The organism is Ruegeria sp. CL6 (assembly GCF_056536465.1).
Map to the genome: position 1 here is coordinate 355,778 of NZ_JBQFPR010000004.1, position 26,531 is coordinate 382,308.

Below are 26,531 nucleotides of genomic sequence, written 5' to 3' on the forward strand. Positions count from 1 at the left end.
AACCCTCCTTAACTCGGTGCGCTTTAGTTCACGGCGCTGGACGTATCTGTAACGGGCACTTCTTCTTCACGTGTATTGTCGGCCACCGGCACTTCCTGAACATCGGAAATTCCACGGCGTACTTTGACGATCGGCTGAGGCGTTCCATCATCAACCGGCGATTTTTCCAGCAGGATGTCGCTTAGGCGGACGGTTTCCAGCGGTTCATCGTCAAGTTCATCGAGCGACCGCAGAGACAGGCTCAGCTGACCGGCTTTTTGAGCAAGGGCCAGTCGCTGGCTCTCATCAGGCGTCACTTCGACAGTCACAGTACGAGCGACCCCTGGCTGATCCAATTCTTCATCGTTTTTCTGGTCGACCCCGATGACACGGATATTCTGCAGGATGGTCAGAGCACGCAGCTCAGCGTCTCTGCCCCGCGTCAAAACGATGTCGACAAAGTCACCCGGCGTCACAAACCCGCCAACGCCTGTCTGGGCGTTAACGCTGATCGCCATTGCGCGATTACCTTCACCAAGCGTCTGAACAATCGTTACTTTTTCACCGAATTCCGAAACCTTTGAGATCAAAAGGATTTCCCCTTGAGCCAAGGCGCGTTTGGCACGGCGCGGCTCTCCGCCGACCGGTGGAACTACGTCCTCAAAGTTGGTGAAGACCCCGGACGGCACGGAGTCAGCAGGCCAATCAATCGTGGTCAGCTTGTGTCCCTCAATCGGGTTGCCGAACGGAATATCCTCTGCAACAGCAACGACGCGCACGATAGCGCTTTCCGCTTCCTGAGCTTGGTTTCTCTCAAGCTGGTCCTTTGCCCAGAACACCGCGCCACCTGCTAAGGCGACACCGAAGACTGTCATCATAAAAGACTTAACGCGCATTTTGCCCTCCAATTTCCGAAGTTAGCTTTGGCTGTCAGGTTTGGGCGATCTTCAATCAAACTGAGCAAATCAGCATTCACACTGACGCAATTTTGGGTCGAATGTTCCAACTCACCCAGCAGATGCTCCGGGAGAGTTGAATTTTTTGGTCTTTCCACTTGAAAGACGGGATCAACTGAATGGCCTTCCAATGAAAGAGCTCGAGCGCGCTGCCAACTGACAAGAATAAGCCGCGCCCGAGTGGTAAACCACTGGTTTACGGCGTTGTTGGGGTCGCTGTACGTGCAGTGATAGCACCATCTGCTTCTACGAAGTTAGAGCTGGTGCTTTGTGCAACGGTGATCAGAACGCCGCCACCGGCAACGATCGCGACCAGCAGGGCGATACCATATTCCACCAGGGTCGCTCCGCGCTCGTCTTTGCGCAGCTTCAGAAAGAACTTGCGAATAGTATTCGACATAATTTTTACTCCAGACTGTTTTACCAAGTGCGAAATTCGCACACACACGAGGCAGACATCCCCGTTAATAAAATCGTTACCAATTGTTTGACGCCCAAACCTCCCCTCAAACGAAAAGGAATTCCCGCATAACGGGAATTTTTGTTCGTTTTGGGCAGATTTGTGTCCAAAACCCGGTCGTCAGAGGACGAGTCGGGATGTGATTCTTAAGAAATCTTTAACATCAGACGGGAAAACCGCCCCGTTTCCACGAGGCGGTTCTAAAAATTGCCTGAAAGTGCGTTCTATACGGTGACGCCCTGCAGAACCTGATCGCGTGAAAGTTCCTGCCTGCTTCCCTTCATCAGTATTTCGCCACGCCTTAGCACGACGAAACGGTCTGCAAGATCGTAGGCAAAGTCGAAATACTGCTCGACAAGCACAATCGCCATTTCACTCTTGGAACGAAGGTGGCGTATGACCTCTCCGATTTGCTGGATGATGTTGGGCTGGATGCCTTCTGTCGGCTCGTCCAGCAACAAGAGTTTGGGCTTGGTGATCAGTGCACGCGCAATCGCCAGTTGTTGCTGCTGGCCGCCAGACAAGTCACCGCCGCGCCGATTCTGCATCTGTTTGAGCACTGGAAACAGCTCAAATATCTCGTCTGGGACGTAGTGCTCGCTGGTCGGAAGACAGGCAAATCCCGTCTCAAGATTCTCACGCACGGTCAGCAGGGGGAAAATCTCGCGCCCTTGAGGGACATAGGCCACGCCTTTCCAAGCCATCCGATGTGCCGGAAGGATACCCAGGTTTTCCCCATTCAACTCCATCCGACCGCCCGAACGTGGATGCGTGCCCGAGATCGCCTTGATCAGACTTGTTTTGCCGACCCCGTTGGTGCCCATCACGCAGGTCACTTCGCCCTGTGCCGCCTCCATCGAAATGCCGTGGAGAATTTGCGAATGACCATAGTGAAGGGTCAGATCGTTCAGTTTCAGCATCGTTCAGCGCCCCAGATAGACGTCGATGACGTCCTGATTAGACGTCACGTGGTCCAGAGACCCCTCGGCCAGAACCGAGCCCTCATGCAGAACTGTCACTTTACAGTTCAGGCGGCGGACGAACTCCATGTCGTGCTCTACGACTACCACGGCGCGGGTTTTCGCAGCCTGCACCAGCAGGTCGGTCGTGTGCTCTCGTTCCTGCGGGGTCATTCCTGCCGCGGGTTCATCCACAAGCAGCAGTCGCGGCTCTTGCGCCAGCAGCATACCGATCTCGAGCCATTGCTTCTGACCGTGGCTGAGCTCACCCGACTTGCGGCTCAACTCATCCTTCAGCCCAATCTCGGCGGCCAGTTCCTCGACCTTCTCAAGATCCTGTGCCGAGGGTCGATAAAACAGAACACCTAGCCAGCCGCGCTTGTTCTTCAGCGCCATCAGCAGGTTTTCCTGCACGGTCTGATCCTCGAACACGGTGGGTTTCTGGAATTTTCGCCCAATTCCGGCCTGCGCGATTTTGGCCTCGCTCATGCGCAGCAGAGATATGGATTTTTCGCCCCAGATCACACGGCCTTCATCGGGCCGGGTCTTGCCGGTGACAATATCCATAAAGGTCGTCTTGCCAGCGCCGTTTGGCCCGATCACGGCACGCAGCTCGGCGTTGCCGATCTGGAAAGACAGATTGTTGATTGCGCGAAACCCGTCGAACGTGACCGAGACTCCGCTGACCTCTAACAGGGTGCTCATTCGATAGCCTCCTTCTCGCGCAGGGCTCCGTCATCCGGGCCAAGGTTGGCTCCGTGTCTGTCCGGGTGCTTTCGATTGGACCACAGGTCAAACAGTCCACCGATACCCTGCGGGGCAAACAACGTGACCAGCACGAAAGAGACACCCAGCAGCACCTGCCACCAATCGACCCACTTGATCGTATAGAACCCCAGCGGAATATCCGGTGCCTGACCACCGGTGAACCACGTGCTAAGCAGACTGACGAACGCCGCGCCGATGACGGCACCGTACAAGCGCCCACGCCCGCCGATGGCGACCCAGACAGCCAGATAGATCGAGGCGATGGGGGCCATCTCTTCGGGGTTGATGATGCCTGCCTGCGGATAGTACAGCGCGCCCGCAATGGCCGCGACACAGCCGGTCAGCGTGAATACGGCCAGCTTGTAGACCTCGACCGAATACCCAAGGAACCGAACGCGCGCCTCGTTGTCGCGGATGCCGCGAATGACCGAGCCGAACTTGCCCGACACGACCCAAGCGGCCAGCATGTACCCCAGCCCCAGCGCAAGCGCCGAGGCCCACAGGAACCAGACCGACACCACGTCCTGCGAGGCGGTGACGCCCGGCAGGTTCTGCAACCCGGACAGGCCGTTATTACCCCGCAATCCGCTGTCGTTCTGGAACAGGTACAGCGCCAGCGCCAGTGTCATCGCCTGTGTCAGAATGGACAGGTAAACGCCTGTCACCCGGCTGCGGAAGGCAAGCCAGCCGAAGATTAGCGCCAGAAGGCCCGGCACCAGCACGACCAGCGCCAGTTGCAGCACCAAGCTGTCTGAAAAGGCCCAGATCAGAGGGAAGTCCGACGACCCAACGACGCCGAAGATTTGCGTACCGATCGCATCCACGACCTCGGCCGAGGTTGGCGGGATGTCGGCTTGCGATAGCGACTCGACCACAATCAAGCGGGTGCGCTCATACATCAGCCACATGCCGATCATGTAACCGCCCAGCCCGAAAAAGGCGAAATGGCCAAGCGACAGGATGCCGGTAAAGCCCCAGACCAGATCCATCGCCACAGCGATCAGGCACAGGCACAAGGTCTTGCCCAAAGTCTTGACGAAGCTGGTCGAGATAACGCCAATCCCAAACCCTTCGGACAGGATTGTCACGCCGAGGGTGAACAAGGACAGGATGGCCAGAAAGACAAGCACGGACGGATTCTTGGCGACAAAACTGCGTTCCATGACTCAGTCCCCCGCTGCGCGGCCTTTGAGAGCGATGATGCCTCTGGGCCGGAATTGAATGAATATGATGATGAAGACGATCATGTAGGTCTGCGCTGCAAGGGTGTTCGAGGGGTTCATCCACTCGATCCCTTTTTGCAGGAAGCCAATCATGCCTGCCCCCGCCAGCGCGCCCCAGATGTTGCCGACGCCGCCGACTACCACGGTCATGAAGCTCTGGACGATGTAGTCGCTACCCAGATCAGACGTGACTTTGGCAAAGAGACCAATGGCGACACCAGCGATCCCGGCAATGCCCGAGCCAAGACCAAACGTCAGCATGTTTACCCGACCGGGGTTGATCCCCATTGACCCCGCCATGCGCGGGTTCTGTGTCACAGCGCGCATCTCAAGCCCCAGGCGCGTGCGCTTCATGATGTAGAGGAACAGCCCAAGAAAGATCATCGCCAGCACGAAAATCGCGATGCGGATATAGCTGATCGAAACAACATCGTTCAGCACCCACGCCCCGTCCAGCCAACCCGGAGCGGTCAACGGGCGCGCCTGTGTGCCAAAGATGTTCTTGGCCAGTTGCTGCAGCGCGATCGAGATACCGAAAGTCGCCAGCAGTGTTTCCAACGGGCGCGAATAAAGCCAACGGATCACCAGCCGCTCCATCGCGACGCCCATGGCGAAGGTGACGGCAAAGGCCATTGGGATGGCGACGATGATCGACAATGTATGATCCGGGATGAACTGCTGAACCACATAGCCTGTGTAGGCGCCCATCATGATGAACTCGCCATGGGCCATGTTGATCACGCCCATCACACCAAAGGTGATGGCCAGCCCGATAGCCGCCAGAAAGTAAATCGAAGCCAGAGAGATCGCGTCCAGCGTCAGGTCGAGTGTCTGGTTCAGGCCGACCTTCACCTCGATCTGTTCCAAGGCGGCTTCGGCGGCGGCAGTCACCTCTGGCACCGACTCGGCATAGGTTTCATAAAACACATGTGATCCAAGCGCTGCGTCGATGCCGGCTTGGGTGGCAAGCGCCGGCACGGTTCCGGCCTCGGCCAGCGCTGCATATGCCTGCGCGCGTGCCGCTTCCGTGTTTAGCTGGGCAACCGGGATACCGCCAACGCGCCCGCCATCTATGTTGGCCGTCAGCGCGGCCCGAATGTCATCGGGCGAAACGCGCGCCGAGGCAAGGTCGGCGGCGACCAGTAGGTCATATGCCTCATCCTGCGAAAGCTCATCCGAGCCCGGCTCAAGAATTTCGGCGATATTGACGTCCGACGGCAGGTCTACAGCCGCCTGTCGCCTGGTCACGACAAGAGGGTTAAGCGCAGCGCGTACATCCACACCCAGATCGTCGGACATTTCCTCGATCGCGGCCAAACGAGCCGCAGTGTCGGTGTCGTACCCAATCGTCAGCAGTCGCTCGAGTCGTTGTTTCCGCGCCTTCAGGTCCGCGTCCGTTTCATCATCGATCGAAGCCCGCAAAGGTTCCAGCAACGCGCCTTCGGGGTCTCGCTGAATGGATTCCAAGGCGGCCAGACGCCTGGTACGGCTTGGGTCGGTCAGTTGAAATTGCACCAGCGCCGTGCCGATCATCGCCCGCACACCGCTGTTGGGTTTCAGTTGCTTCAGGTCCGATTTTTCAAAAGTACCGATGACCTCGCCGGTATCCAAATCGGTCAGCGTGTACGACCGGCCCTCGGCCTTTTCGCCTGCAAAAAACAGCCCATCGGATTTGCGCATCCACATGTTCTTGGCAGCCCAAGTCTCAAGCATGGTTTGCGCTTGTGGCAATCCACTGGACGCAATGGCGTCAATCGCAGGCCCGATGGTCTTGCGCGAACTCTTGGCGATAATTTCCTGATGCTCTTGCAGGATCGGTTGCAGACCGACCTCTTGCGCGTTGGCCGTCATGCAGGCGCACAGGAATGCTAGGCCCGCAAGGAATAGTCGTAACATGTAGTGAAACCCGAATGTCTTGAGGCAAGGCGGGTGATCATACCCGCCTTGCAGGATCGTTTAGTAGTTCGACAGAGTCTGAACGCAGGTCTTGGTCTCGGTGTTGTACATACCGCAGTCCAGTTCCTTCCAATCCGATTTCAGCACTGCCGATTCCGGCAGGAAGTCGGTCCAGGCGTCGCCCGGCACAACGTCGGTTTCGCTGATGATGTCAAACTGACCATCTTCCTGAATCTCACCGATCAGTACCGGCTTGGCCAGGTGGTGGTTCGGCAGCATAACCGCGGTGCCGCCGGTCAGGTTCGGGAATTCCTGCCCGTACATTTCCGAACGCACAGCGTCGACTTCGGTCGAGCCAGCCGCGGTCGCAGCGTTAACCCACATGTTGAAACCGATATAGTGAGCTTCCATCGGGTCATTGGTCACACGCTCATCACCCATGGTGGCTTTCCATGTCTCAACGAATTCCGCGTTGGCTTCGGTGTCCGCCGACTGGAAATAGTTCCAAGCTGCCAGGTGACCGACCAGGTTTGCGGTATCCAGACCGGACAGTTCTTCCTCACCAACCGAGAACGCCACAACCGGAATGTCATCGGCCGAAACGCCAGCCGCTGCCAGTTCCTTGTAGAAACCAATGTTCGCGTCGCCGTTGATGGTCGAGATCACACCGACTTTCTTGCCATCCGCGCCCAGCGCGACGACGTCAGCCACGATCTTGGACCAGTCAGAGTGACCGAACGGGGTGTAATTGACGAAGATGTCCTCGTCCGCGATGCCCTTCTGCTTCAGATAGCTTTCCAGAATGTTGTTCGTGGTGCGGGGATACACATAGTCAGTGCCCAACAGCGCGAATTTCTCGACGCCCAGCTCGTCCAGGAAGTAGTCGGTCGCAGGGATGGCCTGCTGGTTCGGCGCGGCACCGGTGTAGAATACGTTCTTCGAGGATTCCTCACCCTCATACTGAACCGGGTAGAACAGCAGGCCGTTCAGTTCTTCGATCACCGGCAGAACCGACTTGCGGCTTACAGATGTCCAGTTGCCAAAGATCACGTCCACCTCATGCACGGTCAGCAGCTCGCGCGCTTTTTCTGCGAACAGCGGCCAGTCGGATGCGGGGTCAACCACAACGGCCTCAAGCTGCTTGCCCAGCAGGCCGCCCTTGGCGTTTTGCTGGTCGATCAGCATCAGCATGGTGTCTTTCAGGGTGGTTTCCGAAATTGCCATTGTACCCGACAGCGAGTGCAGCACGCCAACCTTGATGGTGTCTTCAGCCGACAGCGCAGCGGTTGCCATGGCTGCGAATACCGCCGAACCGGCGAGTGTGGATTTGAGAGATTTCATGTAATCCTCCTGGCGGGTTCCGGGCGAGAGGACTTGCGCATAGGCGCGCTCTTCTTCTACCTGATCCCCGCAACTATTGTTGCGTTCCGTGTGGCGGTTGTGTCCGAGGTCCAATTCGCGCAGCCGTCACACACCCCCGGGTCATCTCCACGGCGGGCACCCATACGGATTCTGTATTGCCGACGTTTTAGCAAATAGTTGTCAGACCAATTTCCCACATCGGCGGTTTCTGCTTAATTTTTGATCGCAACTTTCAGAGCGTGCCTAAAATTTAATCTCGCGCTAGGGAAAACCGTCGAAAAACGGCGTCGCGGAATAGAGTTCCGACGCGAGAACGGTGAAACAAGCGGCATAACTTCTTGTTTCGCAGGTGCGCCATTACTCATCATGCCTCCATATTGCCCAAGCAGGACGCAATGCCTCCGCGTGCAAAGGGTGCGATTCGCCTGAGTGCCAAGCAAATGGGCGAAAAGTCGGTTTTGGACGGGTTTCGGCAGTCCGGGTCGTTCAAGTGCCTGTTTCCCCGAACCGACGGAAACGCATTGGACGCGGTGCTTTTGAACACGGCTGGCGGGATCACTGGCGGGGACTCGTTCCGCTTTCACGGACACGCGGGATACGGCACCACTCTGACCATAACGACCCAGGCGTGTGAGAGGGCGTACAAGGCTAAACCCGGGCCAGCGGGTAAAATCAACAATCACGTGATGGTTGATGCCGGGGCGCGGCTGAACTGGCTGCCGCAGGAAACCATCCTTTTTGACGGCAGCGCGCTGGATCGAAAACTGTCGATCGAAATGGCACCGGATGCGACTGCACTGCTGGTTGAACCACTGGTCTTTGGACGCGCGGCAATGGGTGAGACCCTGACCAATATCCGCCTGCAGGACAGCATTGAAATCCGGCGGGACGGAGAGGCTGTATTCCTGGACGCCACTCGGTTCACTGGAAATCTGCACGCTCATTTATCCAAGCCCCACATCGCGAACAAAGCTGGGGCAATGGCGTTGATCGCATTTGCTTCGCATACCGCCGAGGGCCAGTTGGACGCGATCCGCGCGATGCTGCCTGAAACCGCCGGAGCCAGCCTGATTCAAAGCGACCTTCTTGTAGTGCGGTTGCTGGCTGAAAACAGTTTCACACTCCGTCGTTCGCTGATGCCGGTGCTGCGACGATTGAACAACGACACTCTACCCCGATGCTGGATGATCTGACATGAACCTGACCCCTCGCGAAAAAGATAAACTGATGGTCGCTATGGCCGCCGAGGTCGCCCGCAAGCGACTGGCGCGTGGTGTCAAGCTGAACCACCCCGAAGCGATCGCCCTGATCACCGACGCCGTCGTCGAAGGCGCGCGTGACGGTCGCTCGGTCGCGGACATGATGCAGGCCGGGGCCGAGGTGATCACACGGGAACAATGCATGGAAGGTGTACCCGAGATGATCCACGAGGTTCAGGTCGAAGCGACCTTTCCCGACGGCACCAAGCTGGTGACCGTGCACAACCCCATTCGCTGAAAAAAGGAACACCGATATGACCCGTATGCTCTTTCCCGCACTGATCCTTGCTGGCCCTGCCGCTGCCCATAACGGAACGCATGTCCATGCGCATGGTTCGGACTATGCAACTCTGGGCGTAGGTCTGGCGGTCGTTGCGCTGGCCGCTTTGGCCCTGATGGTAAAGCTGAACAAATGATCCCCGGAGAGCTGTTCCCGGCCGAGGGCGAGATCACCCTGAACTCTGGCGCCAAGGCCATTACTCTGATGGTTGCCAATACCGGCGACCGCCCTGTTCAGGTCGGCTCGCACTACCACTTTGCGGAAACCAACCCCGCTCTGGACTTCGACCGGGACGCAGCTCATGGCCTGCGTCTGGACATCGCCCCCGGCACCGCCGTGCGGTTCGAGCCGGGTCAGGCGCGCGAGGTCACGCTGATCCCAATCGGCGGCGCACGTAAGGTTTATGGGTTCAATCAAAAAGTTATGGGGTCGCTCTGATGCCAGCAACAATCAAACGCTCTGACTATGCCGCCATGTTCGGCCCCACCACCGGCGACAAGCTGCGGCTGGCCGATACCGATCTGGTGATCGAGGTGGAACGCGACCTGACCGCCGAACGCGCTGGGGCCGCCGCGACCGGCGGGGCAGGTAGCAACGCGCTGCTTTATGGCGAAGAGGTCAAGTTTGGCGGCGGCAAGGTGATCCGCGACGGGATGGGGCAGTCTCAGGCCACCCGCGCCGAAGGAGCCGTAGATACGGTCATCACCAATGCGCTGATCGTGGATCACTCGGGCATCTACAAGGCGGATGTGGGTCTGAAAGACGGGCGCATCGCCAAGATCGGCAAGGCCGGAAGCCCCGATACGCAGCCCGGCGTCGACATCATCATCGGTCCGGGGACTGAGGCCATCGCTGGCGAAGGGCGTATCCTGACCGCCGGTGGGTTCGACAGCCATATTCACTTTATCTGCCCGCAACAGATCGAAGACGCGCTGCATTCCGGCCTGACGACCATGTTAGGCGGCGGCACCGGCCCCGCGCACGGCACTCTGGCCACCACCTGCACGCCGGGGCCATGGCATATCGGGCGGATGCTGCAGGCCGCAGATGCCTTCCCGATGAACCTGGCCTTTGCGGGCAAGGGCAATGCGTCGCTGCCCGCCGCGCTGGAAGAACAGATCAACGCGGGCGCCTGCGCGCTGAAACTGCACGAGGATTGGGGCACCACCCCCGCGGCCATCGACTGCTGCCTCTCGGTCGCGGATGCGATGGACGTGCAGGTGATGATCCACACCGACACGCTGAACGAATCCGGGTTCGTGGAAAACACCGTGGCCGCGATTAAAGGCCGGACTATTCATGCCTTCCACACCGAAGGCGCAGGCGGCGGCCACGCCCCTGACATTATCAAAATCTGTGGCGAGAACCACGTTCTGCCCTCCTCGACCAACCCGACCCGCCCCTTCACCGTCAACACGGTCGAGGAACATCTGGACATGCTGATGGTGTGCCACCACCTCGACAAATCCATCCCCGAGGACGTGGCCTTTGCCGAAAGCCGCATCCGGCGCGAGACGATTGCGGCCGAGGATATCCTGCACGACATGGGCGCGTTCTCGATCATCGCGTCGGACAGTCAGGCGATGGGCCGGGTCGGAGAAGTTCTGATCCGCACCTGGCAAACTGCTGACAAGATGAAGAAACAGCGCGGTCGTTTGCCCGAAGAAACCGGCGAGAACGACAATATGCGCGTGCGCCGCTATATCGCCAAATACACCATCAACCCGGCGATTGCCCACGGCCTCAGCCATCAGATCGGCAGCATCGAGGAAGGCAAACGCGCCGACCTTGTGTTGTGGAACCCGGCCTTCTTCGGGGTCAAGCCCGAGATGGTTCTGCTGGGCGGTACGATTGCCTGCGCACAAATGGGCGACCCGAATGCCTCGATCCCTACGCCGCAGCCGGTTTATAGCCGCCCGATGTTCGGAGCCTATGGCCGCTCGGTCGAAAATTCGGCTATCACTTTTGTCTCTGAGGCCGCGCAGTCCGGGGGGATCGGTGATACACTGGGGCTGGCCAAGCAAACGATTGCCGTCCAGAACACGCGCAACATCGGCAAACGCGACTTGAAGCTGAACGACGCAACCCCCGAGGTCGAAGTCGACCCTGAAACATACGAAGTGCGCGCCGACGGTGAACTACTGACCTGCCAACCGGCCGAAGTTCTACCGATGGCTCAGAGGTACTTTATGTTCTGACCAAAAATTATGCTGCATTGCAGCATGTGCAATGCAGCCATGATCAAACACCCACTACTCAGTGAGGCTGAAATGACAAAATATATGACCCAAGGGAGGACCAACGTTTTGAATACTTACGAGGGTCCAAATGGCAGACACGACACATCACACACAAACCGGCTTTTCGCTGTCCGGCGCAATCGCCGCAGTTGGATCGTCGATTTACTCGGCCCTGATCAGAATGGGCGAAGCCCAGTCTCGGATTCAGCACGTCAAGCACCTGCAGTCGCTCAGCGACGAGGAACTGGAAAAGCTTGGCTTGAAACGCGATCGGATCGTGCACCGCGTCTTCGCGGATTCCATCTGGCTCTGACAGCCGATACCGCAGTGGGGGCGTACGCATGACCGCCCTGCTCTGCACTGCACGCCAGTATTCAGGTCACTCACATGGCGATCCTGCGGATCACCTGTCACTGACCTATGAAGACCGTTTTTTGCGTCGGAAAGTTCTGACCTGCGAAAGCGGCGAGCAAATCCTTATCGATCTGGCTCAGACCACGTCGCTGGACCACGGCGGAGCGCTCATCCTTGATGACGGGCGCGAGGTCGGGATTCAGGCAGCGCCCGAGGCATTGCTGGAAGTCACCGCACCGGATCTGATCCGTATCGCCTGGCACATCGGCAACCGCCACACACCCTGTCAGGTCGAGGCAGATCGGCTGCTGATCCAGGTGGATCATGTCATTCGGGACATGCTTCTGAAAATCGGCGCAACTGTGCGCGAGGTGCAAGAGCCGTTCACCCCCGAGGGCGGCGCTTATGGCCACGGCAGGACCCATGGCCACTCCCACTGACATAGATATCCTGACGTTGTCACAATGGCTGTCACCCGCCTATCCCGTGGGCGGATTCGCCTATTCGCACGGGCTGGAATGGGCCATCGAATGTGGAAGCGTCACCGATGCAAGCGACACGCAGGAATGGATTGCAGACGTGATCCAGCACGGCTCGGGTCGAAATGACTGCGTGTTTCTTGCCTCTGCATATTCCGCGAAAACTCGGGCAGACTTGGCGGCTGCCGATCAGACAGCACGCGCCTTTTGCGCCTCGTCCGAGCGGCTACTGGAAACCCGACTTCTGGGCGAAGCGTTTTGCGGCGTAACTGCCGACGTTTGGGCAATGGAAATAGAGAGCCTGACCTATCCGGTGGCGGTAGGCTACGCAGCGCAACGCCAAGGTTTGCCCCTGCCCCTTACGGCGCAAATGTTTCTTCAGGCCTTCATGTCAAATCTGGTCGCATGCGCCACGCGGCTTGTGCCCTTGGGTCAGACCGAGGGGCAACGAATGATCCGCGACCTCACGCCGATTTGCCAGAAGGTGGCGAAAACCGCATTGGACGCAGGGCTGGGCGATCTGGGATCAACCACATTCCTGTCCGACATCGCGTCGATGAAACACGAAACTCAATACTCAAGGATGTTCCGAACATGAGCAGCATGAACGGCCCTCTGCGTGTAGGCATCGGTGGACCGGTGGGTGCAGGCAAAACCACTCTGACCGCGGCCCTGTCCGAGGCTTTGCGCGAAAAGCTCTCGGTGGGTGTGATCACCAATGACATCTACACGCGCGAAGATGCCGAGGCCTTGATGCGGATGCAGATTCTGCCTCAAGACCGTATCATCGGGGTCGAGACCGGCGGCTGTCCGCATACGGCTATCCGCGAGGATGCCTCTATCAACCTTGCGGCAGTGGCCGAAATGCAAGAACGCCACCCGGATGTCGAGGTTGTGCTGATCGAAAGCGGCGGCGACAACCTGTCGGCCACGTTCAGCCCCGAACTGGCAGACGTGACGCTTTACGTGATCGACGTGGCAGCGGGCGAGGAAATCCCGCGCAAGGGCGGCCCGGCAATCACGAAGTCTGACATACTGATCATCAACAAAACCGATCTGGCCCCGCATGTGGGGGCTTCGCTTGATGTGATGGACCGTGACGCAACAAAGATGCGCAATGGTCGGCCCTTTGTGTTCACCGCACTTCGGCACCGCAAAGGTGTTGATCAAATCGTCGCTTTGCTGGCCCGGATAGGCGGATTGAATATTCCTGATGAGGTGACGGAAGGCGCCGCGTAAGGTTCCGCCCGCCAAGTCGAAAATCGCCGACACAAAAGCGGGCGACCGGTCAGTAGCTTAGGTTTGAGGGCGCTTGCCCTCAAACCCTGGCTTTCTCAAAAGCTGTCCACGCGGCTTGGAATGCGTCAAAGTCAAAGTCAGGCTGTGTGGCTGCATCCAGAACAATGCGCTCGGTGGACAATAGCTTTTGGATAGCACCTTCCAACTGATCGACAACATCGTCAGGCACTACAAGCGCACCGTGCCGATCGGCGTGTATCAGGTCTTGCGGATTGACGGTCAGGCCAAAAACCGAAACGGGCGTGTCGAACTCTCGAACATGGACGAAACCGTGGCTTGGCCCGACAGAGCCAGCAACCACCGGGAAACCTGCTGGCACATCCCCGAGGTCACGCATCACACCATTGGTCAAAGCGCCGGATATTCCGAACCCCTTGTGAATTGAGGTGTTAATCTCACCCCAGTAGGCACCGATGCAATTCGGAAAGTCCACATCTTCCAGCACTGCAACCGATGGGGCGGGCGCGTCTGCCATATATTTGTAATACGCCATGCGACGGGCTCGGATGACGTCCGCAGGCTCGGTAGGCGGGTTTACCGCCGCGATCTTGGCAGTACGGGCGTAGCCAACGATTGGGGGTTCGTCCGGTGCCGAACACAACATGGTTCCGCGTGTGAAGCCGTCAAAGCCTCGTTTACCCTGCGCAACTTCGATCGCGTTGCAGACGGTTGGCGTATCAACCTTGCGAAGTAGTGACAAAAGGGACGGTGTCATGTGTCCTCCAACCAGCGGATCAGGGCCGCCGTGGTTTCATTTGGTTTTTCCAACGTCGGCAGGTGGCCCGCGCCTTCGATGATTTCAAGCACACTGTGTGATAGCAGATCGTGCATTAACTGGTGCCGCTCGACGGGGCATAGACCATCTTCCCTGCCGCATAGCACCAGCGACTTTCCCGGATAGGCGGACAAGGTCGCCCGCTGGTCGGGGCGATCCATCAGCGCCTTGGATTGGCGCAAGAACACGTCCGCGCCCAGATTCGTCGCCATTTCCATACACAAGTCCAGAATAGCGCCCTGACGCGGCCCGTCGGCCAGATAGTTGGGCTTCATTTCATCGCGCATCACATGCCACAAACGGCCCTCGCGCACGGCGGCCATCTGGGGTCCGCGTCGCGCTTTGACCTCGGGCATCTCGGCCAGCGGATTGGTGTCCAACAGCGCAATGCGCGAAACACGCCCGGCCCCTTGCCGCAGCACCTCCATCGCCACGATGCCACCCATCGACAAACCGGCCAGCGCAAAGACCGGCGGCGCAGCGCTTAGGATGTCGGCCGCCATGCCCTGAACGTTATCATGCATACCTAGCGGAAAGGTCATCAAAGGCATCCTGCCGGACAAGACTTCGATCTGGGGTCCGAAAAGACGGGCGTCACACATCATGCCCGGCAAGAGGATCAACGGTGTCATGCCGAGGCCAGCTTTGCGCCCTCGGACAACGCGCCCAGTTTGGCATATGCGATCTGAGGATCAACGGCGCCAAAACCCGCAAAAGTGCCGAAACCGCAATCGCTGCCGGCAATCACCCGATCCGCGCCGACAATATCGGTAAAGCGTCCGATCCTCTGCGCCACAAGTTCCGGGTGCTCGACGAAATTGGTCGTCGTGTCGACAACGCCGGGTACAAGGATCTTGTCGTCGGGAATCTCAGCCTTGCGGTCACGGAAAACGGTCCATTCATGCGCATGGCGCGGATTTGAGGTTTCAAACAGCACATAGCGCGATTTAGTGGCCATCAAGGTGCTGAACACCTTGTCCATCGCGATGTCGCAACAATGCGGCCCTTCGTAGTTGCCCCAGCAGATATGCACCCGAACGCGGTCCTGCGGCACGTTCTGAAGCGCGTGGTTCAGGGCTTCGACATGCATGTTAGCGATCTGAACGAAGGCTTCGTCGGTCAGGTCCGTGAACAGCATATGGCGCGACAAGGCCAGATCGGGGCAATCGAGTTGCAGGTCCAGACCAGCGGCCACAATCGTCTCGTATTCCTCTTTCATCGCGTCTGCCAATGCCGAAAGATACGCTTTACGCGTGGGATAGAAATCGTTCTGCAAAAACAGCGAGATGACACCCGGAGATGCCGCGTTCATGAAACCGCGTTCGGCCCCGTGCTGTTTCATTGCCGCCTTCAGGTTTGCAATGTCCTTTTCAAGCTCCCCCTGCCCTTTCGAGCGGACCTCGCCCGTGCACATTGGCCGCGCATACTGGGGTGTGCCACCGTCATCCGCCAGCCGTTGCAGAAAGCCGGGGAACATCTTCAAGTCGGCAGGCGCGTTGCGCGGGCTGTCACCGGAAAAACCTGTGTAGCGGTCTTTGACATAGGTTGCGTAGGAAATCTTTGATGTCTCGCCATCGCTGACTATGTCAATTCCGGCCTCGACCTGCTTGCGTACCGTCTCTGCGACCGTGTCAGCCATGCATGCATCGAAAGCACCTTGATCGAATGCTTTTCCGTTTTCGCGGGCAAAGATAAAGTCCACGACGTCCTGAGTTCGGGGCAGAGACCCCACATGTGTGGTATGGATTTTGGTCATGCAGAGCCTCCGGTTTCCTATTGCCCGATCCAGGTCGCGCCCGCCGGGTCGTCGGTCGCGGTGATGCGATACAAGCCTGCCTGCCCGGTCATCGACGGTGACACGCTATAGGCCTCACCGGGTAGAACCAAAGCCGTGTCCCCCGTGGACAATGTGGTTTCGTATCCATCGACCGCAATGCGCCAGTGGCCGCTTGCGGGCATAAGAACCACGGGCCTTTCGGCCTTTACCGGGTCTGTCACACAAGACCCGCGCCCAAGGAAGTCGACCTCAAACCCAGGCTTGTCCCTGATCATACCGTTCTCGCCGATCACCTGCGCGGGTGTGTTGGCCGACAACGCCATAAGATCCCAATACCGCGCGACATATTTGCCGATGACATCCTCGACAGGAACTTCGGGATAGTCTTTCAGTTGTTCTTCGGTCAGCAAGGGCATCGGGCGGACATTGTGGGGCAAATCCTGCCCTTTTTTGGAGTCATAAAGAACCCCGTTGTCGCCGAGCATCAGCCCATGCGCCTGAGCGTCCTCAATCACCTGCGGAGCCCACGTCACCCCGCCGCCTGCATCATCTCCGCCAAGGATCGACATGATCATGCCGTAGTCCTGACCGACATTCTCAAAACCGCGGAAGATGCCCGTGGGAATGTTGAAAATATCACCCTCTTCGGCGATGAACTCTCCCGCCGTCCCATAGCGACCCCAGAAAAAGCGCCAACGGCCCTTCGCAACAAAGAACACCTCGGCCGTGGTGTGGCTGTGCAGCGAGTTGCGGCACTTGGGCGGCTGTCCTGCCGCGCCAATGTTGAACCCGATCTTGTCAGTGATATGGACGTGCTGATCAGGCGACTCGGACACCCCGCCACCGATGATCGTGAAGTTTTCCTTTTGGTCCGAACCCGGCGTGTGGGCGTCGATAAAGGCGGTTTTGCAGGGTTGCAGTTCGCCATAGCGAACGATGCGGTGTTGGATTGTGCTCATGATAGTCTCCGAAACGAATAACAATGCGGTGGGTCGATCAAACCCATTGCGCCCGGAGGACGATTGTTCAGCCGCCTTGCCCGCAAAGACGCCCGATGACCATGCAGCCGCCGGCTTCCTTCGCTGGTATCGAGCAAGGCAAGGGTATGCGGCATTACACGTCCCCTGTGGCCAGCAGCACCTGTTTCCAAACAGCGGTTTCATCGAACAGGGTCCACTCGCGTCGAACCCTGATGTCCCCGCCAATCAGCTCTCCCCACTCGACATGGCTGATGCCCAGAACATAAAGTTCGGCCCCTGTGGGCGCACCAAATGTGCCCCAACCGTCATGGGTTCCGTGCAGGCTCCACCGCAGGGCCGAACGCGGCGGCATGTTGGGATCGTCGCGCCCGATCTGGTGATGGATGGTGAACGTGGCGTTGGGCATCGCGGCACGCAATGACATCCAGAACCGGTCAACCGGGTCCCACCCATGCCCTGTCACACCACCTGGGTATTCGGATTGCACGGCCCTGTCATAGTCACGCTCGACCGCGCCCATGTCGGCGTTCATCATCCGGGTCAGCAGATCGGCATGGCGCTGGCCCCACGCATTGTCGTTTCCCTTTCCCTTATAGGGACCTTCGACATCGTTGGACGGGGTCAGGGGCCGAACGCATTCTTCAGGGCCACCTTCGCGGGCGATCAGATCGGCGGCATAGTCCTTGGGATCCCAGCCCAACTGACGGACGATCGCCCCATGATCCCGGATCAGCCATTCATCATCAATCTTGTTATCTTTCGCATGACAATCCGCGAGAATCCGGTATTGCAGTCTGGTTCCCTTGGGCTTGCCGTAGACGCCTTCGCTTAGATGTGTGGCCGTGGACAGAATGCGATGAGAGCTGAGCATGCCTTGTTCGGGGGTGCCGGACCAGATCACGTCCTCTCCCAGCAGTTGACGATCGGGGAACTCTGCCAAGGTCGCCATGGTCGCGCCGATCACATTCTGGTTCCCAAGAACAACGGAGCCGGGCGAGCGAACCACGATGTCCTCACCGTAATAATCGTGCAAGGTCGCGATACCGCGATCTTCCCAGATTTCCTTGGTGATTCCGACGATATAGTCCGGGAAATCCCGGAATTTCGGATCAAAGCCCTTCATGTTTCTGTCCTTTGTGGAGTCCAACCCTGCGGCAACCGCGCCGAGGTTCGCACGACCAGCGGGCCGTCAATCGCGACCTTGCGTGGCTCGGCTGCATCGGGATTTTGAATGTGATCCAGCAGGGCCGCGACGGTTTCCGCAACCATCAGATTGGCCCGCTGCCGGATCGTTGTCAGGTTATAGGCTGGCCATCCAGCCGGAGGAACGTCGTCATACCCGACGACCGAGACATCTTCGGGGACGCGCAGTCCCAGTTCAAACCGGATCACGTCCATCACGGCCAATGCCATGTGGTCATTGGCCACAAATACCGCGTCGGGGCGCTCACCGGGGTCTACATCAAACATCTGACGCGCAGCGGCTTGGGCGTTTTCGGTGTGAAACATCCCGTCCTGCACGGCAAATACGGATCGACCCGCTTCGGACAACACCGCCCGAAAACCCGCCTCGCGGTCCCGCTGGGTCGAGGCGCCCTGCCACCCCGAGATATAGCCGATCCGTTCGTGCCCACCCGCCAGCAGGAACTCGGCCACTTTGCGGCCGCCTGCATAGTTATCCGACGTGACGGTGGTGATCCCCTCGATATCCTGACTGCGGTTGAACAGGACAACCGGGACACCCGCCTGCTGGCACCGCGTTGCGATATCGGAAGACATCGGAACCGAGGCCAGAACAACGCCGTCGACCTGATAGTCCAGAATCTCCTCCATCACGTCGTCGATGTTGCCAGCCGACCGAGAGGCCATGAATATCAGAACGTGGTAGCCATGCTCTTGCAAACCGTTCGACAGTTTCTCCAGCGCTTCGGGATAAAAGTAGTTGTCCAGATAGCCGACCACCAAACCGATGATACGGCTTTTGCCCGAAACCATGGCGCGAGCCAGCACGTTTGGGCGATACCCCAATTCTTCGGCGGCTTTGCGCACTTTTTCCTCGGTCTTCTTGCTGACGGATGCTCCGGGCGTGAAGACGCGGCTGACTGCGGACTGGCTGACGCCCGCGCGCTGTGCGACCTGAAGGGATGTGACTTTCTCAGCCATCAGTCTGCCGTCCACCCGCCGTCAATCAGCATGGATGTCCCAGTCACAAGCGCCGAGGCGTCTGACGCCAAGTAGCGCACGGCACCCATGATGTCCTCGACCTCGCCCACGCGGTCCAGCTTGATCTTATCCATGATCCATGCGGCCCGTTCGGGATTATCGAAGGTCGATTGCGTCAGCGGCGTGCGAATGAAGGTCGGACACACGGTGTTGATCCGTACGCCCTGTTTGCCCCATTCGATGGCCATGGACTTAACCATGCCCTCCAGCCCGTGCTTGGTCGCGCAATATACGGCCCGGTCAATCCCGCCGACATGACCCATCTGGCTTGAGATATGTATGATTGACCCGCGTTTGCTCGCGTCGATCAAAGCCTTGCCTGCAAAGGCCGACAGGAAATAGGCGGATCGCAAGTTCAGATTTGTGACCGCGTCGAAATCCTCGGGCGTTGTCTCGGTCGCCGGGCTGTGCCGCGCCAATCCCGCGGAATTGACGACCACGTCAAAAACACGGGACGCAAACAGGGCCTTCAGCGCATCCAGGTCCGTTTGATCCACAACCAATGCCTCTGCGGACCAGCCGTTCGATTGCAATGCGGTCACGGTGTCCTGCAACCGATCTGCCCCGCGCGCCGCACACACCACATGCGCCCCGGCCTCGGCCAGAGCAACGGCACATCCCTGCCCGATGCCCGATGACGCTCCGGTCACCAGGGCGGTTTTGCCGTTCAGGGAAAAGGATGGCGTTCGGGGCAGGTCTGTCATTGGCTCATTCCGTCAGGTATTTCGATACGGCCCAAATTTCGGGCCTTATTGAATTCCCGCAGACGGGCAAAGACGTCAACGCCAAGCTGCTGGTAAGCATCCAGAAGATCGACCAGCACCCAGTTTTCGCGAATTTTACCGTCTTCGAGACGCCAGAAATCGAGGCTGCGCATGGTGATCTTTTTGCCGGAAGGCGCAATGCCCATCCAGCCGTCATGGGTCACGGTCTGGATCATGTTGGGCCAACCAGTGACGGCCGCATACTCTCCATCTCCGAAGAAGTGATAGGTGATGTCATCCACATATTGCCCGCGATCTGGCATCCCGCTCAGGAACGGGATCTGATGCCAGTTACGGAACCCGGAAATACCCCGCCCGGTGCCGATCCCGGACGGGCCGTACCAGTTCATGCGCGGATGCCAGAACCGCTCCATCTCCATCACTTCGGGACCGCCCTCTGACGGGTGTTTCTTGAGGTATTCCAGCATGTCGGTGATGTGCTGACAGGTGTCCTTGCCCTTTGCCGCATCATAGGGGCCGGGCACAAACCCATCCTGCGTCGCAGGACCGGGCACGTGCCATTCGCGGCCAAGGCTGGGGGCCATGGGCCACGCATTTGCCTGTATCATCACCTCGGGGATGTCCCAAAGCGCCTGCATCTCGACCACATTGCCATCCTCGAACCGGTAGAATTCGTGGAACCGCATCGTGACCTGATGACCTGTTGGCGGGATATCCAGCCATGGTCCGGTGAAGGTGCCGGTGTAGTACCCGCCGCACCCGACCCAATCAGCGCCAAACTCATCCGGTCCGGCCATGACGATATAGTCGCGCCGCTCCAGATCGGGCCACGCCGCCAGCAAACCCTTGTAGACGCCATCGTAGTAGGTATCGCTGCCGGTCATGTCTCCGAACGGATGACACAGGCGGAACAAGGCGTCGGGTGCACAAAGGTCAGCCAGGGCGCGGCGCACCCCGGCTTCGGAAAAGTCGTACATCGCCGCCCTCAGCGGGGCGATCAGGTCTTTGTGCAGACTGTGCCGATCGCTCATTCCGCCGCATCCCTATACGGGGCGGCCTTTCCGTAAGGCACGTTGATGCCCCCGTACCGGCGAACGCGCACATTGCATTGTTCCGCGTGCCCCACAAACCCTTCCAGCATGCACAGGCGCGAGCCATATTCACCGATCAGCGTTGCGGCCTCGTCGGTCAGAACCTTCTGGTACGAGTGCGTTTTCAGGTATTTGCCGACCCAAAGACCGCCCGTGTATCGCCCTGCTTTCTTCGTGGGCAAGGTGTGGTTCGTCCCAATCACCTTGTCCCCGTTCGACACATTGGTGCGAGGACCAAGAAACAGCGCCCCGTAGCAGGTCATGTTCTCAAGAAACCAATCGTCACGATCCGTCATCACCTGCACATGTTCCGAGGCAATGTCGTCCGCCACTTTCAGCATCTCGTCATATGTGTCGCAAACGATGACCTCGCCATATTCCGCCCATGACACTTTGGCGGTGTCCGCCGTCGGCAAAATGTCCAGCAGCCGGTCAACTTCGGCCAAAGTATCCTCGGCCAGTTTGCGCGAGTTGGTCAAAAGCACGCAGGGGCTGTTATATCCATGTTCAGCCTGACCCAGCAGGTCGGTGGCGCACAATTCCGCATCGGCGGCGGTTTCATCTGCAATCACCATGGTTTCGGTCGGGCCTGCGAACAGGTCGATACCGACACGGCCAAATAGCTGGCGTTTGGCTTCGGCAACAAAGGCGTTGCCGGGGCCGACCAGCATATGAACGGGGTCGATTGTCTGAGTGCCAAGCGCCATTGCGCCAATGGCCTGAATGCCGCCCATGACGTAGATTTCGTGCGCTCCGCCCAGATGCATGGCCGCGATGACCGCCGGGTTTGGCTTGCCCTGAAACGGAGGCGTACAGGCGATAATGCGTGGAACACCCGCAACGGACGCCGTCGCCACCGACATATGCGCCGAAGCCACCATCGGGAACTTACCGCCGGGAACGTAACATCCAACGGACTGCACTGGGATATTCTTGTGGCCCAGTATGACGCCTGGCAGGGTTTCGACCTCGATATCCAGCATCGAATCCCGTTGCGCCTGCGCAAAGTTGCGCACCTGTTCTTGGGCGAACTTGATATCCGCCAGCTCACGGTCGGAAAGCTGGCTGATCAGGTCTTCGATTTGGTCCTGCGACAGCCGGAACGAGGCCGGTGAATAATTGTCGAACTTTTCGCTCAGTTCGCGCACGGCGACATCGCCGCGGGTTTCAATGTCTTTCAGAGTCGCTTCGACCACGGCACGGGTTTTGGCGTCATCTTCGGCCCGGTCAGCGTCAGATTTACCGCGTTTGAGATACTCGATTGCCATTTTTAAATCCTCAGGTTTCGGGCCGAGGTGGAAGTTTTTCCCCTCGGTCAAATGCTTCCCAGCCCTGGCCGTTGAACAGGTCAACGCCCAGTTGGGCGGCGACATGGGCAAAATCCACGTTCACCCAGTTGTCGACAATCTTGCCGTCGACGACTTTCCAGAAATCCATGTACCGGATCTCGACCCGCTTTCCTGTCGGGGCGATGCCCAGAAATTCACCCGAATGGGTTGCTTCCTGACGGCCAAAGGCGGCAGCCCATTCACCCATGTAAAGGCGGGCCTCATCAATGCAGACCTTGTCGGAAAACGCCGCCTGAAACGGGCGCTGCCAGTTGTTCTGGAATTCCTGTAACCCCGTCTTCGTGCCGCAGCCCTGATTGCCCATCCAGCGAAAGCCCTGCGCGAAAAACTCACCAATGTCGTCAATGCGATGTTCATTCAGACCATCCACCATGGTTTCGATGACCCGTCGCGTGTCGTCTGTTTTGCTCAGGTCTGTGTCACGGGTCAAAACCGCTTGTTCGGGGCGCGAACCTTTCATTTCATATCCTTTCAGGTTTCCAGAGAGTGGTGTTGAGGGCGTGACCCCCGACACTCAGAAAATCTCTGGGCATCCTGTTCAGCGCTGGGTGGCGCGACATGGCGTTATGGCGGGCGTGATTGCTCATCAGCCTTTCACCGCCCCTGCCGTCAGACCGCTGACAATCTGGCGCTGGAAGATCAGGACAAGGAAGATCAGCGGCGCGGTGATCGAAACGGCGGCGGCCACGGCGACGACCTGATCGGTGGTCGTGGTCTCGCGGTTGAACATGCCGACGATGGCCGGAACCATGGTCTGGTTCTGGGCGTCCAGCAGCAGCGCGGTGACCAGAAAGTCGTTATAGGCCAGAAGGAAACTGAACAGACCGGTTGTGATGACCCCCGGCCACATCACCGGCATGATCACACGGCGGAACGCCTGAAAATGGCTGCACCCATCGACGCGGGCGGCCTCGTCCAGTTCGGCAGGTATATTCTGGAAGAAGGACCGCAGCATCCAGATGGTGAAGGGTTGGTTGATCGCAACCAGAACCGCGATGACCGCGAAAGGCTTGCCGTAAAGCGTCGGCGCGTTTTCCCCCAGAATGGGGCTGAGCCATTCGGCCGAGTTGATGAAGACCGGCAGGTAGCCCGCAACCAGAACCGAATGCGGCAGTGCGCGGAACACCAGCGCCACAATCAGAATCCAGAACGCCAGCGTCGACCCAGACCGCGCCAGACCGTACCCGGCCAGCGTTCCGACGGTCAGGGACACGGTAACCACCCCGGTCGTAACGATCAGCGAGTTCTTGAAGTTATTCGAGAACCCCCGGTCAATCCAGACCGTTTTGTAATGTTCGGTGGTCAGGCCCAACACGTCCCGCCCCAAAGGGCCGAACAGTGGATTCAGCACATTCAGAATGGCGGGAAGTACGACAAAGAACACCAACAGGAAGACAACCAGCAAGGCCAGCACGCCGATCAGCCAGCCAAACCACTCCTGCCCGGGCTTGGCGTAGGATTTGATCATCGACGGCAGCCTTTTGGTTGCCAGAGTGATCGTTCCCCAGATCACCGCGATCCCCAGAATGATATCCAGCAGGGACAGTCCCTTGCCGACGCCCAGGGTCGCGGGGCCAAAGATCACGTTCAGCGCGTTGCTGTCGAAGGCGTCGACGGGTGACTTGAAGCTCATCACCACGATCCAAAAGATCGGGAAGGCCGCAATCAGGCACCAGAGCGCCAGAAAGATGTTCGAGGTCAGTCGCAGGCTGAAAGGCTGGCGAAGCGCGCGTGAGGACATATCAGTGGCCTCCTTTGTGATCGCGCCATGTACGGCGCAGCGGCAGGATAAGCAGGATGACAACACCGATCATGGTCAGCATCGAGTTGGCCGAGGCCCGACTGATCGACCGGTTGCCCGCCTGATCCGGCGTCAGGTAATCGAAGGTCAGCCATTGCAGCGAGATGACGTAGCCTTGGCTCGAGAAGCCGACGATCTCTTCAAACACCCGGTAGCTGTCCATCAGGTGGATCATCGACACGAAAATGATCAGCGGCATCAGATGCGGGATCACGATGTACTTCATCCGCTGCCAGCGGGTTGCCCCGTCGATGACGGCGCTTTCCAGACTGTCCTGATTGACGGTCTGAAGACCCGCATAGAAGACGATGGCGGCAAACGGCGCGACGTGCCAGACGCGGTAAAGCATCATCAGGAATTCGATCGTCCACGCCTGAGCAAACAACGCGATGTCGCGGTTCAGCCACCATTCAATCAACGCTGTCATGATCCCGTCACCGCGAAACAGCCAGTTGATCGACAAGACGCCGATCACAGGTGTGATGATGAAGGGCAGCAGCGAGACAAAGATCACAGGACCCCGTATCGACCGGGCCGCATTGTTGATCAAAACCGCGATACCCAGACCGCATCCAACCACCAAAGGCAGCGTGATCAGCGTGAAGGTCAGCGTGAAGCGCAGCGCTTTCCAGAAGTTGATCGTGGACAGAACCTGCCAGTTCCCGTCGCTGATCGCGCGCCAAGCCCGCTCGGGCTCTAGCACGTTACGATAGCTTTGCAATCCGACATACTGGGTCTGGGTGATAATCTCGCCGTGTTCGTCCAGTTTCGGCTGCGACACCAGCTCGGTCACGCAGGTCTGCGTGAGAAAGCCCGGCGTGCAGGTTTCCTTTTCAACCGTCTCGTAAATCGGCTGGGTGACGTAAAAGCTCTGCTTGAACACGCTGACCAGCGGGAACGCGATAAAGAGAAGCATCATAAAGACAGAGGGGCCGACAAAGGCGGCAAATGTCCGGAAATTCATGGCTCTGCCTTTCTCATGGTTCTCGGGTGGAAAAAGCGGGAGGGCACAGGGCCCTCCCCAGAGAGGATCAGTTGCTGATCAGACCAGCTTCTTTCGCAGCGGTGATGTAATCCGCCTCGATGTCGGCAAGTGTGGTTTGCGCATCCTTGGCACCGGTCAGATAGTCCGCCAGACCATTGCCCAGAGAGGTGTGCATGATGCCCATCGGACCCGACGCAGGATAGGCTTTGGCGCCACCTTCGGCCGAGGCCGCGGCACCGGCGGCCAGATCGCCCGGAGTATACGCCGTGCTAAGCCAGACCGCCGTGTCGTTATTGGCGCTGACCATGTCACCGTCCATACCTTCAAGCGCGACACGGAAGGCGGCGTCGGCCTCTTCATCGCTCATGTTCGAGGCCAGCACGATACCGTCCCACCAGATCGTGGTCGCAGGAACAGCCGATCCCATCGGGGCTGCGGCCATCGTGACCTTGCCAACCACCTGGCTTTCGGCTTCGTCGTTCATGGCAGCCGCGCGGCTGGCCCACAGGTTCGCCATCGCAATCTTGCCTTGCTGGAACTGCTGCTGAACATAGGTCGAGTCCGACACCAGATATTCCGGGTCCATGTACTCGGTCATGGCCTTCATCGTCTCAAGCGCAGCGACGCCCTGATCGTTGTTGATCGCAGGCATGTTGCCGTCGCCGAAGAACTGGCCGCCTTCGCCAAGGTACATGTTGACGAATTCCTGACCCAGATTCCAACCGGTTTTGAACGTACCGCCAATGGGATAGTCCATGAGGCCCGCTTCCTTGATCTTGGCGGCTGCGGCCAGAACGTCGGCATAGGTTTTGGGTTCTTCGATGCCCAGCTCGGCCAGAACGTCATCGCGATACATCAGGTGTTGCGCGTTCACCATCATGGCAATCGCCATGGTTTTGCCGTCCACCTTGATCAACTGGTTCGGCAGCAGGTCCTGTCCGTATTTCTCGACCAGATCATCCAGCGGCCGGATGGTGCCCGCGTTCAGCAACGGCACCAGCGTGGCGTTCGAGACGCCGCCAATTTGGTACAGTGCAGGGTCAGCCGCGAACGCTTCGGGCTGCTTTTCGCGGAATTCCTGATCGAGCGAGGCGCTGAAATTGCCACACTCGGCCATCGCGTCAGTCACGGCTTTCCAGGCTTCAAACCCGGCCGAGAGCGACTTTAGCGGGACATCGTTTTCAAAGGCACAGTCCGCCCACGCGCCTGCGGCGGCAAAGGACATGGCACCGGCCAAGAGGATTGATTTGAGTTTCATGCGTTTCTCCCTGTCAGGATCGGTCCGTCGTCGACGTCCGGACCGGTTGTTTG

The 26,531-nt window shown here is 58.7% G+C and carries 29 protein-coding genes; 9 read left to right on the plus strand and 20 right to left on the minus strand.

Annotated elements, in window-relative coordinates; all coding sequences use genetic code 11:
* Positions 1–23: 23 nt before the first annotated feature.
* The 7 genes from cpaB to urtA all read right to left on the minus strand — a co-directional run bounded on the left by cpaB (position 24) and on the right by urtA (position 7,582).
* On the minus strand, positions 24–875 hold the full coding sequence (cpaB, locus tag ACR0LH_RS13865) for a Flp pilus assembly protein CpaB (protein WP_170778268.1): 852 nt from the start codon (positions 873–875) through the stop codon (positions 24–26).
* Between the two features lie 256 nt (positions 876–1,131).
* Complete coding sequence (locus ACR0LH_RS13870; RefSeq protein WP_170778267.1) at positions 1,132–1,335, minus strand: Flp family type IVb pilin; 204 nt, start codon at positions 1,333–1,335, stop codon at positions 1,132–1,134.
* A gap of 284 nt (positions 1,336–1,619) precedes the next feature.
* Positions 1,620–2,315, minus strand: coding sequence for an urea ABC transporter ATP-binding subunit UrtE (gene urtE, locus ACR0LH_RS13875; protein WP_480721424.1), 696 nt, complete (start codon positions 2,313–2,315; stop codon positions 1,620–1,622).
* Between the two features lie 3 nt (positions 2,316–2,318).
* Entirely contained in the window at positions 2,319–3,059 is a 741-nt protein-coding gene (urtD, locus tag ACR0LH_RS13880) for an urea ABC transporter ATP-binding protein UrtD (protein WP_170550008.1), read from the minus strand.
* Positions 3,056–4,285: an urea ABC transporter permease subunit UrtC gene (gene urtC / locus ACR0LH_RS13885; RefSeq protein WP_170416735.1), complete on the minus strand. Its 1,230-nt coding sequence runs from the start codon at positions 4,283–4,285 to the stop codon at positions 3,056–3,058. The genes urtD and urtC overlap by 4 nt, the downstream gene beginning before the upstream one ends.
* A gap of 3 nt (positions 4,286–4,288) precedes the next feature.
* Positions 4,289–6,241 carry an urea ABC transporter permease subunit UrtB gene (gene urtB / locus ACR0LH_RS13890; RefSeq protein WP_480721426.1) on the minus strand — a complete coding sequence of 651 codons (1,953 nt, stop codon included), beginning with the start codon at positions 6,239–6,241 and terminating at the stop codon, positions 4,289–4,291.
* A 60-nt stretch (positions 6,242–6,301) separates the two neighbouring features.
* Positions 6,302–7,582: an urea ABC transporter substrate-binding protein gene (gene urtA / locus ACR0LH_RS13895; RefSeq protein ID WP_170485602.1), complete on the minus strand. Its 1,281-nt coding sequence runs from the start codon at positions 7,580–7,582 to the stop codon at positions 6,302–6,304.
* Positions 7,583–7,998: 416 nt separating this feature from the next.
* Between urtA and ACR0LH_RS13900 the strand changes: the two genes are divergently transcribed.
* The 9 genes from ACR0LH_RS13900 to ureG all read left to right on the plus strand — a co-directional run bounded on the left by ACR0LH_RS13900 (position 7,999) and on the right by ureG (position 13,454).
* Positions 7,999–8,796: an urease accessory protein UreD gene (locus tag ACR0LH_RS13900; protein ID WP_480721427.1), complete on the plus strand. Its 798-nt coding sequence runs from the start codon at positions 7,999–8,001 to the stop codon at positions 8,794–8,796.
* Between the two features lies 1 nt (position 8,797).
* Complete coding sequence (locus ACR0LH_RS13905) at positions 8,798–9,100, plus strand: urease subunit gamma (protein WP_170385203.1); 303 nt, start codon at positions 8,798–8,800, stop codon at positions 9,098–9,100.
* A 16-nt stretch (positions 9,101–9,116) separates the two neighbouring features.
* Complete coding sequence (locus ACR0LH_RS13910; protein ID WP_170385200.1) at positions 9,117–9,278, plus strand: peptidase M23; 162 nt, start codon at positions 9,117–9,119, stop codon at positions 9,276–9,278.
* On the plus strand, positions 9,275–9,580 hold the full coding sequence (locus ACR0LH_RS13915) for an urease subunit beta (RefSeq protein WP_170385197.1): 306 nt from the start codon (positions 9,275–9,277) through the stop codon (positions 9,578–9,580). Before ACR0LH_RS13910 ends, ACR0LH_RS13915 begins: the two co-directional genes overlap by 4 nt.
* Positions 9,580–11,340, plus strand: coding sequence for an urease subunit alpha (gene ureC / locus ACR0LH_RS13920; protein ID WP_480721428.1), 1,761 nt, complete (start codon positions 9,580–9,582; stop codon positions 11,338–11,340). Before ACR0LH_RS13915 ends, ureC begins: the two co-directional genes overlap by 1 nt.
* Positions 11,341–11,470: 130 nt before the next feature.
* Positions 11,471–11,695: a hypothetical protein gene (locus tag ACR0LH_RS13925; RefSeq protein WP_170416725.1), complete on the plus strand. Its 225-nt coding sequence runs from the start codon at positions 11,471–11,473 to the stop codon at positions 11,693–11,695.
* A gap of 28 nt (positions 11,696–11,723) precedes the next feature.
* A complete protein-coding gene (locus tag ACR0LH_RS13930; RefSeq protein WP_170385189.1) occupies positions 11,724–12,176 on the plus strand; it encodes an urease accessory protein UreE in 453 nt (150 codons plus the stop codon).
* Positions 12,160–12,813 carry an urease accessory protein UreF gene (locus ACR0LH_RS13935; protein ID WP_480721429.1) on the plus strand — a complete coding sequence of 218 codons (654 nt, stop codon included), beginning with the start codon at positions 12,160–12,162 and terminating at the stop codon, positions 12,811–12,813. Before ACR0LH_RS13930 ends, ACR0LH_RS13935 begins: the two co-directional genes overlap by 17 nt.
* Positions 12,810–13,454 carry an urease accessory protein UreG gene (gene ureG, locus ACR0LH_RS13940; RefSeq protein WP_170697130.1) on the plus strand — a complete coding sequence of 215 codons (645 nt, stop codon included), beginning with the start codon at positions 12,810–12,812 and terminating at the stop codon, positions 13,452–13,454. The genes ACR0LH_RS13935 and ureG overlap by 4 nt, the downstream gene beginning before the upstream one ends.
* Before the next feature lie 79 nt (positions 13,455–13,533).
* Here ureG and ACR0LH_RS13945 read toward each other — a convergent pair whose 3' ends face one another.
* From ACR0LH_RS13945 to ACR0LH_RS14005, 13 genes are all read right to left on the minus strand, one after another.
* Entirely contained in the window at positions 13,534–14,229 is a 696-nt protein-coding gene (locus tag ACR0LH_RS13945; protein ID WP_480721430.1) for an RraA family protein, read from the minus strand.
* Entirely contained in the window at positions 14,226–14,921 is a 696-nt protein-coding gene (locus ACR0LH_RS13950; protein ID WP_480721432.1) for an alpha/beta fold hydrolase, read from the minus strand. The genes ACR0LH_RS13945 and ACR0LH_RS13950 overlap by 4 nt, the downstream gene beginning before the upstream one ends.
* Entirely contained in the window at positions 14,918–16,045 is a 1,128-nt protein-coding gene (locus ACR0LH_RS13955) for a cobalamin-independent methionine synthase II family protein (RefSeq protein ID WP_480721433.1), read from the minus strand. Before ACR0LH_RS13955 ends, ACR0LH_RS13950 begins: the two co-directional genes overlap by 4 nt.
* A 17-nt stretch (positions 16,046–16,062) precedes the next feature.
* Complete coding sequence (locus tag ACR0LH_RS13960) at positions 16,063–17,025, minus strand: cupin domain-containing protein (protein WP_480721434.1); 963 nt, start codon at positions 17,023–17,025, stop codon at positions 16,063–16,065.
* Positions 17,026–17,179: 154 nt separating this feature from the next.
* A complete protein-coding gene (locus ACR0LH_RS13965; protein ID WP_480721436.1) occupies positions 17,180–18,169 on the minus strand; it encodes a nuclear transport factor 2 family protein in 990 nt (329 codons plus the stop codon).
* Positions 18,166–19,209: a LacI family DNA-binding transcriptional regulator gene (locus ACR0LH_RS13970; protein ID WP_480721437.1), complete on the minus strand. Its 1,044-nt coding sequence runs from the start codon at positions 19,207–19,209 to the stop codon at positions 18,166–18,168. Before ACR0LH_RS13970 ends, ACR0LH_RS13965 begins: the two co-directional genes overlap by 4 nt.
* Positions 19,209–19,973: an SDR family NAD(P)-dependent oxidoreductase gene (locus ACR0LH_RS13975; RefSeq protein ID WP_480721439.1), complete on the minus strand. Its 765-nt coding sequence runs from the start codon at positions 19,971–19,973 to the stop codon at positions 19,209–19,211. The genes ACR0LH_RS13970 and ACR0LH_RS13975 overlap by 1 nt, the downstream gene beginning before the upstream one ends.
* A complete protein-coding gene (locus ACR0LH_RS13980; RefSeq protein ID WP_480721440.1) occupies positions 19,970–21,025 on the minus strand; it encodes an ester cyclase in 1,056 nt (351 codons plus the stop codon). Before ACR0LH_RS13980 ends, ACR0LH_RS13975 begins: the two co-directional genes overlap by 4 nt.
* Entirely contained in the window at positions 21,022–22,353 is a 1,332-nt protein-coding gene (hisD, locus tag ACR0LH_RS13985) for a histidinol dehydrogenase (protein ID WP_170558748.1), read from the minus strand. Before hisD ends, ACR0LH_RS13980 begins: the two co-directional genes overlap by 4 nt.
* 10 nt (positions 22,354–22,363) lie before the next feature.
* A complete protein-coding gene (locus tag ACR0LH_RS13990; RefSeq protein ID WP_480721442.1) occupies positions 22,364–22,894 on the minus strand; it encodes an ester cyclase in 531 nt (176 codons plus the stop codon).
* A 126-nt stretch (positions 22,895–23,020) separates the two neighbouring features.
* Positions 23,021–24,175 (minus strand): carbohydrate ABC transporter permease, encoded by a 1,155-nt coding sequence (locus ACR0LH_RS13995; protein WP_480721443.1) that lies wholly within the window; start codon positions 24,173–24,175, stop codon positions 23,021–23,023.
* 1 nt (position 24,176) lies between these two features.
* On the minus strand, positions 24,177–25,199 hold the full coding sequence (locus ACR0LH_RS14000; RefSeq protein WP_480721444.1) for a carbohydrate ABC transporter permease: 1,023 nt from the start codon (positions 25,197–25,199) through the stop codon (positions 24,177–24,179).
* Positions 25,200–25,266: 67 nt separating this feature from the next.
* Entirely contained in the window at positions 25,267–26,478 is a 1,212-nt protein-coding gene (locus ACR0LH_RS14005) for an extracellular solute-binding protein (RefSeq protein WP_170566232.1), read from the minus strand.
* Positions 26,479–26,531 lie beyond the last annotated feature (53 nt).

Coding starts and splice junctions, on each gene's coding strand:
- ACR0LH_RS14000 (WP_480721444.1), bottom strand. CDS start 25,199: ATGAATTTCCGGACATTTGCCGCCTTTGTCGGCCCCTCTGTCTTTATG.
- ACR0LH_RS14005 (WP_170566232.1), bottom strand. CDS start 26,478: ATGAAACTCAAATCAATCCTCTTGGCCGGTGCCATGTCCTTTGCCGCC.
- ACR0LH_RS13995 (WP_480721443.1), bottom strand. CDS start 24,175: ATGTCCTCACGCGCGCTTCGCCAGCCTTTCAGCCTGCGACTGACCTCG.
- hisD (WP_170558748.1), bottom strand. CDS start 22,353: ATGGCAATCGAGTATCTCAAACGCGGTAAATCTGACGCTGACCGGGCC.
- urtB (WP_480721426.1), bottom strand. CDS start 6,241: ATGTTACGACTATTCCTTGCGGGCCTAGCATTCCTGTGCGCCTGCATG.
- ACR0LH_RS13990 (WP_480721442.1), bottom strand. CDS start 22,894: ATGAAAGGTTCGCGCCCCGAACAAGCGGTTTTGACCCGTGACACAGAC.
- ACR0LH_RS13870 (WP_170778267.1), bottom strand. CDS start 1,335: ATGTCGAATACTATTCGCAAGTTCTTTCTGAAGCTGCGCAAAGACGAG.
- urtE (WP_480721424.1), bottom strand. CDS start 2,315: ATGCTGAAACTGAACGATCTGACCCTTCACTATGGTCATTCGCAAATT.
- urtD (WP_170550008.1), bottom strand. CDS start 3,059: ATGAGCACCCTGTTAGAGGTCAGCGGAGTCTCGGTCACGTTCGACGGG.
- ACR0LH_RS13910 (WP_170385200.1), top strand. CDS start 9,117: ATGACCCGTATGCTCTTTCCCGCACTGATCCTTGCTGGCCCTGCCGCT.
- ureG (WP_170697130.1), top strand. CDS start 12,810: ATGAGCAGCATGAACGGCCCTCTGCGTGTAGGCATCGGTGGACCGGTG.
- ureC (WP_480721428.1), top strand. CDS start 9,580: ATGCCAGCAACAATCAAACGCTCTGACTATGCCGCCATGTTCGGCCCC.
- ACR0LH_RS13980 (WP_480721440.1), bottom strand. CDS start 21,025: ATGAGCGATCGGCACAGTCTGCACAAAGACCTGATCGCCCCGCTGAGG.
- urtA (WP_170485602.1), bottom strand. CDS start 7,582: ATGAAATCTCTCAAATCCACACTCGCCGGTTCGGCGGTATTCGCAGCC.
- urtC (WP_170416735.1), bottom strand. CDS start 4,285: ATGGAACGCAGTTTTGTCGCCAAGAATCCGTCCGTGCTTGTCTTTCTG.
- cpaB (WP_170778268.1), bottom strand. CDS start 875: ATGCGCGTTAAGTCTTTTATGATGACAGTCTTCGGTGTCGCCTTAGCA.
- ACR0LH_RS13930 (WP_170385189.1), top strand. CDS start 11,724: ATGACCGCCCTGCTCTGCACTGCACGCCAGTATTCAGGTCACTCACAT.
- ACR0LH_RS13960 (WP_480721434.1), bottom strand. CDS start 17,025: ATGAGCACAATCCAACACCGCATCGTTCGCTATGGCGAACTGCAACCC.
- ACR0LH_RS13970 (WP_480721437.1), bottom strand. CDS start 19,209: ATGGCTGAGAAAGTCACATCCCTTCAGGTCGCACAGCGCGCGGGCGTC.
- ACR0LH_RS13900 (WP_480721427.1), top strand. CDS start 7,999: ATGCCTCCGCGTGCAAAGGGTGCGATTCGCCTGAGTGCCAAGCAAATG.
- ACR0LH_RS13950 (WP_480721432.1), bottom strand. CDS start 14,921: ATGACACCGTTGATCCTCTTGCCGGGCATGATGTGTGACGCCCGTCTT.
- ACR0LH_RS13905 (WP_170385203.1), top strand. CDS start 8,798: ATGAACCTGACCCCTCGCGAAAAAGATAAACTGATGGTCGCTATGGCC.
- ACR0LH_RS13965 (WP_480721436.1), bottom strand. CDS start 18,169: ATGAAGGGCTTTGATCCGAAATTCCGGGATTTCCCGGACTATATCGTC.
- ACR0LH_RS13975 (WP_480721439.1), bottom strand. CDS start 19,973: ATGACAGACCTGCCCCGAACGCCATCCTTTTCCCTGAACGGCAAAACC.
- ACR0LH_RS13915 (WP_170385197.1), top strand. CDS start 9,275: ATGATCCCCGGAGAGCTGTTCCCGGCCGAGGGCGAGATCACCCTGAAC.
- ACR0LH_RS13935 (WP_480721429.1), top strand. CDS start 12,160: ATGGCCACTCCCACTGACATAGATATCCTGACGTTGTCACAATGGCTG.
- ACR0LH_RS13925 (WP_170416725.1), top strand. CDS start 11,471: ATGGCAGACACGACACATCACACACAAACCGGCTTTTCGCTGTCCGGC.
- ACR0LH_RS13945 (WP_480721430.1), bottom strand. CDS start 14,229: ATGACACCGTCCCTTTTGTCACTACTTCGCAAGGTTGATACGCCAACC.
- ACR0LH_RS13955 (WP_480721433.1), bottom strand. CDS start 16,045: ATGACCAAAATCCATACCACACATGTGGGGTCTCTGCCCCGAACTCAG.